The organism is Vibrio sp. 10N.247.310.98 (assembly GCF_041467395.1).
Lineage (GTDB): Bacteria > Pseudomonadota > Gammaproteobacteria > Enterobacterales > Vibrionaceae > Vibrio > Vibrio crassostreae_C.
Genome location: NZ_JBFSUL010000116.1, coordinates 1 through 1,797, shown reverse-complemented (window position 1 = coordinate 1,797; position 1,797 = coordinate 1). Strand labels below are relative to the sequence as shown.

General features: G+C 39.4%; 1 protein-coding gene. It reads left to right on the top strand.

The genetic code is table 11. The annotated features are described in order from the left end of the window. Positions 1-444 precede the first annotated feature (444 nt). Positions 445-1,476, top strand: a complete 1,032-nt coding sequence (locus AB6E78_RS22825; RefSeq protein WP_372112107.1) for an HlyD family secretion protein — start codon at positions 445-447, stop codon at positions 1,474-1,476. Positions 1,477-1,797: the final 321 nt, after the last annotated feature.

Genomic DNA, 1,797 nt, shown 5'->3' with positions numbered 1-1,797 from the left:
ATAACTCTTTACCATGCTGTTCAAAAAACACTCACGAAAGATCAACACGCCCTAGAACTTTCCCATTGATAGATTAAAAAAGCAGGCAGGATGCAAGCAGTGGGAGTAGCTTCCCATAATCTTAGAGGTATGCAATATCAAAATTCATCAAACAACGTTGACATATGAACAGATCCCTAGCGTCTATGCCTTGTTAGAATCTGAAATATTTATGTGGGTCGTAACCACTGCTACTGTTTTACTATTTGTTTGGATCGCAGCGAAGTTATGGCATATCCATTCAATCCCTAAGAAGTTAGCTAAAGAAAAGAACCTGTCACAAGCTAAGTTTGTAATTTGGTTATGTCTTTTGGGGTTGATCTGGAAGCCATTATGGGTTGTTGCCGCATTAACGATAGTCATTGATTGGGATAAATTTCAACTTTGGATAAAGGAGGCTAGGTCATGAAAGAGATTATGGTTCCTTACCTTTTGTTAGTGTGGTTACTGTTTAAATTTAAGATACTAAAACGAACACCGAAAAATTATTTTTGGACCACGTTTGTAGGGGTTGTATTACTACTGATTTTATTTGTATCTCACCGCTTCTATTCTCCTGCCGATTTGACTAACTCAACAACAGTCAAAGCGCCACATGCGATTGTTGCGCCTCCGTTCGGTCAGCAGATAGATACTATCTATGTTGAGCACAATCAGGTGGTAGAAAAGGGAGAGATTCTTTATACCCAAAGAGACGACAAATTAACCTCGATTAAAACAGGGTTGAATGCGAGTAAATTAGAGTTAGCTCGTTCGATAGAAGCGCAAGAAATCAAGCTTGCACAGGCTATGAGAGACCATAAGAGAAATTTGGGGTTGGAACATCATGCGACAGCAAGGGATGTGGAATTATCTTCGGATATGATAGCTACAACTAAAGCCGATATAAACGTGCTTTACGCAAAGCATGAAGGATTAGAAGCGAAGTTAGGGGATGTCGAATTTGAATTGGATAGGTTGACGGTACGAGCACCATTTAAAGGCATGGTTACTCATGTCTACATTGCTAATGGTTCTCGTGTTGGCGGTTTGCATTTATGGGATATTGAAAATAAGTTCGTCGAAATGCGAATACCAGAACAAGCTTACCAAAACATTAAAAGGGGGCAGTTTAGCGAATTCTATGTAGATGCTTACCCAGCTCAGGTATTTAGAGCGCGAGTTCATAGCATTGTAGAGGCTACTGGAGAAGCTCAGGGGAACTTGATGCCGGTTGAGCAAATGGTATCTGGCCACATACAAAGAGGGGCTGCTCCAATTGGACGGACAGTAATATTAGAAGTTGATAGTAAAACTATGGATATGCTCCCTATAGGAAGTACTGGCACAGCATGGATTAGTGCTAAAAAACCTCATAGCATATTAGGCTTCATGGATATCATTGGCGCCGCACATGTAAGATTACAATCCGTAAAATCCATACTTTTTGCTTTATAATATAACTCGACAATTTACCTTTATTGTCTCTCCATGAAACAGTCCACTGTAATCAGGGCAAGATCATGAAAAACCCATATGGAATAAGGGGTAGCGTGAAGTGATGTTTCCACTAATTTGTACACTGAAGTCACAACAAATTCAATACATTCAAGATCGATTTGATGATCAGATTTAGGTGTGATCATATACTGTTTTTTAACAGCAGATATTTAGCCATAATGAATGGATTAAGCCTTTTGGACCATATTTCAGTTATTCGAGATCCTCGCCAAGCTTGGAAAATAGAGCACACGCTAACCGACATTATCTTCTTAACAA